At 66.9% G+C, this 2726-nt stretch carries 2 protein-coding genes and 2 pseudogenes; 3 read left to right on the forward strand and 1 reads right to left on the reverse strand.

Features of this window, described 5'->3' with window-relative positions:
- Positions 1–232 precede the first annotated feature (232 nt).
- On the reverse strand, positions 233–637 hold the full coding sequence (locus BGO46_RS04900; RefSeq protein ID WP_051498749.1) for a response regulator transcription factor: 405 nt from the start codon (positions 635–637) through the stop codon (positions 233–235).
- Positions 638–687: 50 nt separating this feature from the next.
- Here BGO46_RS04900 and BGO46_RS04905 point away from each other — a divergent pair.
- The 3 genes and pseudogenes from BGO46_RS04905 to BGO46_RS04915 all read left to right on the forward strand — a co-directional run.
- Positions 688–990, forward strand: a pseudogene (locus BGO46_RS04905) (tyrosine-type recombinase/integrase); the annotation flags it as partial.
- The gene (locus BGO46_RS04910) at positions 980–1315 is read left to right on the forward strand and encodes a helix-turn-helix transcriptional regulator (protein ID WP_292679289.1); all 336 of its coding nucleotides are present in this window, start codon (positions 980–982) and stop codon (positions 1313–1315) included. The pseudogene BGO46_RS04905 and the gene BGO46_RS04910, both read left to right, overlap by 11 nt.
- A 390-nt stretch (positions 1316–1705) precedes the next feature.
- Positions 1706–2726: pseudogene (locus BGO46_RS04915) on the forward strand (hypothetical protein); the annotation flags it as partial.

Here is a 2726-nt window from a genome sequence, read left to right on the forward strand (position 1 = left end):
AATCGACCACACACTCACCGCACGGCATCTTGTAGACGCCCGGTTCGGTGGGCGCCGCCTCGGTCGCACGCGTGATCATCTCGCGGATGACGCCTTCCCAATCGATCGCCGGTTCATCGTCGCCCATGGTGACCTCCCGAAGTAGAACAGAGAAGTGTCTCACTTCGGCACCGCGGCGTCTAGGGCTCAGCCCCGTCGCGTTCGCGCATCAGTTCGCTTGACCACCGATGGTCTACCCGAGCTGGTGGGCAAGAATCACAGCCTGCACGCGGTCGCGGACGCCGAGCTTGGCGAAGATTCGGTTGATATGCGTCTTCACCGTTGCGGGTGAGAGATGCAGTGCCTGGCTGATCTCGCCGTTGGAGAGGCCGAGCGCGATCGCGTTGAAAACGTCGCGTTCTCGGGGGGACAGAACCGAGAGGCCCTGTCCGCCCGGGACGGGCTGGTCGCGGCCGGTGTAGGCGTCGATGAGCTGCCGTGTGATGCGGGGCGTCACGATGGCATCGCCTCGAGCGACGACGCGTACGGCGTCCACGAGTTCTTGGTGTGTCGCAGTTTTGACGAGGAACGCACTCGCCCCCGCGCGGAGTGCCCCGAAGGCGTACTCGTCCAAGTCGAACGTCGTGAGTACGATCACGCGGCTCCGCAGCCCGCCGTCGACAATTGCGCGGGTGGCGTGGATACCGTCTTGACGCGCTGTGGGTGACGGAACGCCGCACCCGACTGTCGGCCGGCTATCTCGACCGGCGGTTCGCGGAGCTGCGGGACGAGGCCGGCTTGTCAAAGGCCCTGACTCTGCACAGCCTCCGGCATTCGTACGTGACGCACCTGCTCGAGTTCGGCTACGCCGACCGATTCGTCCAGGAGCAGGTCGGGCACATGCATGCTTCGACGACCTCGATCTACGCCTCCGTCAGCTCGGACTTCAAGAACCGGGTACTCGCGGACGCATTGAAGGCCCTCATCGAAGGAGAAGCAGATGACCGTTGAGCTCGAGACCGCATGGAGCCTCCGCAGCGTGATGGCCTCGCGCGGGATCTTCCAGACCTCCAAGCTGAAGCCGTTGCTCGAGGAGCGGGGCGTCGACCTGTCCCGGGAACAGGTGTACCGACTGGTGACGCAAGCACCGCAGCGGGTTCGCATCGACGTGCTCGCCGCGCTGTGCGACGCGTTGGAGTGCTCGCTCGACGACCTCGTGCGGGTCACCCGCCGGGAGGCTGCGGTCCCGGTCGCGGTGGGTGAAGAGGCGACGCGGGGTGCGATCGGCGATCTGCGGCCCGTGCGGGCCACGATCCGTCGCCCGCGCTCGAAGTAGGCCGCGGTGGCGAAGCCTCCGCAGGAGCCCAGGGTTGCTGAGGTCGCCGGGCTCGTCCACGCGATCGCGCCGGAGATCCCGGTGGAGCGCCTTGTTGAGATCGTGGCTGAAGTCGCACCCGTGCCGCTCACCCAACGGCGTCTCGAACTCGCACTCCTCAAACAACCTGGAGTCCTCGAAGGGCGACACCGGAACGTACCGGTGACGGTGCAGGATCTGGCCCACGCTCTCGTGAACGAGGGTGCCGGGCGGGTCGTCTTGCCTACATGCGATTCCTGTGGACGTGCCGTTCGGATGCCTCACAAGACGCAGACCGGCGGTCGCCACTGCTCGCGCTGTGAACGGAATGCCCGATCGGTCGCGTGTGCCAGATGCGGACGAGTTCAGCCCGTGCAGCGCACCGTCGATGGGCAACGGTTCTGCCGGGACTGCTGGCGAGCCGATCCGCGGTCGTTCGGCGACTGCTCGCGATGCGGGCAGAACGCCACGATTATCGTCCGTCGCCCCGCGCTCGTCTGTCTCGCGTGCTACACCGCGCCGGTCAAGATGTGCGAGCTCTGCGGGGAGCCGGGCCGCGTAGCGACGCACCTGGACGGCCGACGGGTCTGCGCCCGCTTCTACTACGCGATGCGACGCCCCCAGCCGTGCCCGGAGTGCGGGCGGAAGGTGTTCCTCACTGGCTTCATGAATGGGCACAAGGTCTGCGCCGAGTGCGCAGGAGCTCCCGTGACGATGGCATGCCCGGGATGCGGGACGATCGAAGAGGTGCGCAAGCACCGGCTATGCGTAGAGTGCCGGCGACCTATCGCCATCCAGCAACTGCTTGCTGACGACAGCGGAGAGATCCGCCCCGAGCTGCACCCGCTCGCGGAGTATCTGGTGACGCACCACGGCAGTGCGATCTCCCTCGAGCGGTGGCTGTACAAGAGCCGCTGTGCGGTCGTCCTCCGTGAGCTCGCCGATGGCACGCTGCCCCTCACCGCGGACGCGATCATGACCAGAGCGCACGCCGGCCAGTCCGTGGCATTCCTGCTCTCGCTCCTCATCCGCTCAGGCGTGCTGCCCGATTTCGACATCCAAGCGGCGAGGTTCGAGCACTGGTTCCAACGGTGGCTTCTGACCGTCCCCCATCCCGAGGACCGGCTCCTCCTACGGCGGTACTGCACCTGGGAGCTGCTGCCGTCGGGCAGATCACTCAGGGGCAGACCAGCTACGGCCGTCCGATCCGGCTCCACCTATCAGAAGGTGCGTGCGGCGCTGAAGCGGTGCGCGGCCCTCCTGCAGCAGATCCGCGCGAGCGGCGAAACGCTGACGACATACCCGCAGCGATCTCTCGACGGCTTCCTCACCGGTTCGCCCTCACAACGGGATGCCCTCGCGCCGTTCACCCGGTGGCTGCGACGGCACCGCC

This window comes from Microbacterium sp. 70-16 (assembly GCF_001898315.1).
GTDB lineage: Bacteria > Actinomycetota > Actinomycetes > Actinomycetales > Microbacteriaceae > Microbacterium.

What these genes read in the sequence shown, in the direction of transcription:
- BGO46_RS04910 (WP_292679289.1), top strand. Translation starts at nt 980, where the DNA reads ATGACCGTTGAGCTCGAGACCGCATGGAGCCTCCGCAGCGTGATGGCC.